1 protein-coding gene and 1 pseudogene are annotated in these 2365 nt (G+C 74.1%); one reads left to right on the top strand and one right to left on the bottom strand.

Going from position 1 to position 2365, the window contains the following annotated elements:
- Positions 1–1093: pseudogene (locus ACWCYY_RS40780) on the bottom strand (hypothetical protein); the annotation flags it as partial.
- Positions 1094–1610: 517 nt separating this feature from the next.
- Between ACWCYY_RS40780 and ACWCYY_RS40775 the strand changes: the two are divergent.
- Positions 1611–2330: a hypothetical protein gene (locus tag ACWCYY_RS40775; protein WP_449798976.1), complete on the top strand. Its 720-nt coding sequence runs from the start codon at positions 1611–1613 to the stop codon at positions 2328–2330.
- The last annotated feature ends 35 nt before the right edge of the window (positions 2331–2365 follow it).

Raw genomic sequence — 2365 nt, 5'->3', positions numbered from 1 at the left:
GGCGGTCCTCGGTGGCGGGGCGGTAGGGCTCCTTCGACGTGTGGCCGTCGTCGTCGGTGGTGCGGTGGGTGTTGTGGCCCTCGGGGTCCAGGCGGCTGTTGATGTCCGACTTGCCGGGGTCCGTGTCGTGCGAACGCGGCGCGTCGGGGCGGGAGTTGTCGCCGGTGGGGTCGAGCCGGTTGCCTATGTCCGGGCGCGGGGTGCTGTCCGCCTTCGGCACCGTGTTCTGGCCGTCGGGGTTGAGACGGTTGCCAAGGTCCGGACGCGGCGTGCTGTCGGGCTTCGACGGGGTGGTGTGCTGCCCGTCGGGGTTGAGGCGGTTGCCCAGGTCCGGGCGCGGCGTGCTGTCGGGCTTCGACGGCGCGGTGTGCTGCCCGTCGGGGTTGAGGCGGTTGCCCAGGTCCGGGCGCGGCGTGCTGTCGGGCTTCGACGGGGTGGTGTTCTGCCCGTCGGGGTTGAGGCGGTTGTTGATGTCGGCGGGGCGGGGGTTGGCGTAGGCGGCGCGCGGGTCCGGGCGGTTGGTGGCGGGTCCGCGGTCGGCGGCCGGACGCGGCCCGAACGTCGGACCGTCGGACTCGGGGCGGCGCTGCGAGGGCACCGGACCGGTCGGCGTCGACGGAGCTTGCGGGGCGGTCGGGCGGGACGACGCCGGGGTGCTGGGCGTGGCCGCCTGCGGGGCCCCAACATGCGGAACACCACCGGGGGTGCCCGGGGTGCCGGGCGTGCCAGGGGTGTTGGGGGTCGGGTCGCCCGTGGGCTGCGGGCTAGGGCGGTGGTCCGACGACGAGGGTGAGGGTGCGGTGGCGGTCGCACCCAGGCCGGCGGTGTTCAGACGGGGCGTGCCCGCCGGGGAGGACGGGTCCGACGACGACGGTGCCGGGTTGGGCGTGGGGTCGTTGGCGAACGCGGTCCGCGGGTCCACCCGCGACGGCGCCGGCGACGTGCCGTCGGGGCCCGGGGTGTGCGACGGTGCCGGGGTGTGGGTGCGCGGGTCGGTGGCGGTGCCGGCGGGCTCGGCCGGCGCGGTGCGCTCCGGCGCGGGCTGGTGCTGCTGCTGCGGGGACGGCGTCGTCGCGTCCGGACGCGTCGACACGGGCTCCGGCGCGCTCTCGTGACGCGGCGTCGGCACATCCGCCGACGGAACGTGCGCGGGCTGCGGAACCGGACCCGCCTCCGAGGGGCGCACCGGCCCCAGCGTCGGCGCGGGCGACTCCTGCGCGGGCCGCGACGGAGCCGGGTCGTGGTCAGGCGTACGCGACGGACCGTCGTTCGCCGCAGGCCGCGTGGAGCCAGGGTCGTGGTCCGGTGTGCGCGACGGACCGTCATTCGCCGCCGGACGGGGCGAACCCGGGTCGTGGTCCGGCGTCCGCGACGGACCATCGTTGGCGGCGGGCCGCGTCGAACCCGGGTCACGGTCGGGAGCGTGCGACGGACCGTCGTTGGCGGCCGGACGCGTCGAACCCGGGTCATGGTCAGGCGTACGCGACGGACCGTCGTTGGCGGCCGGACGGGTCGAGCCCGGGTCATGGTCGGGGGTACGTGACGGACCGTCGTTCGCCGCCGGACGCGTCGAACCCGAGTCGTGATCAGGCGTACGGGTCGAGCCGGAGTTGTCCGGCGTCGAACGGCCTTCCGGCGCGGGGGTGTTGGTGCGCCCGCCCCCGTCGTCGTTACGGGCCGGCGGCGTGCTGTGCTCCGGCGTCACCGGCGTGCGCGAGGGACCGTCCGTCGCCGCGTCCGGACCCACCCGGGTACCGAACGGGTCCAACGCCGGCGACGGAGTCCGCGGCGAGGGAGACGAGTCACCACCCGGCTGCTGCGAAGGCGACGGCGTGTGGCTCGGCGCCGTGCTCGTCGGCGTCGGCGTCGGCGAACTGGTCGAGGACGGCCCCGAATCACGCGAGGTGGAGCCGTCACCCGACGACGTGTTGGATGTGCTCGACGGACTCGAGGTGGACGAGGACGGCGAAGAGCTCGACGACGGCGTGGAGCTGGAAGACGAAGGTGAACTGGTCGAGTTGGACGGGGAGTTCGACGTCGAGGACGGCGACGTGTTGCTGTTCGACGAGCCCGCGTCGTTGTTGCCCGACCCCGGATCGTCACCACCGCCGTTACGACCCGCCGCGTTCTCCAGACCGTTGCGCGCATGCCGCCCCGCCCGCGAACCCAACCCGTCCCGCAACGACTCGGTGAACGTCTGCCCCGAGTTCTTCACCGCATCCTTGAACTCGTCCGCACCCGCCTTCCCCGTCCGCCCCAGGTCATACCCGTCCTGCGCACCGAAACCCTGGTTCACCGTCTGCGCGATCAAATCACTGATCATCGCCTGAACAGCCGAAACCACCGGCTCCTTCAACGTCTCCAT

Source organism: Kitasatospora sp. NPDC001664 (assembly GCF_053596675.1).
The sequence above is the reverse complement of the archived record's forward strand: the minus strand, read 5'-3'. Positions and strand labels throughout refer to the sequence as shown.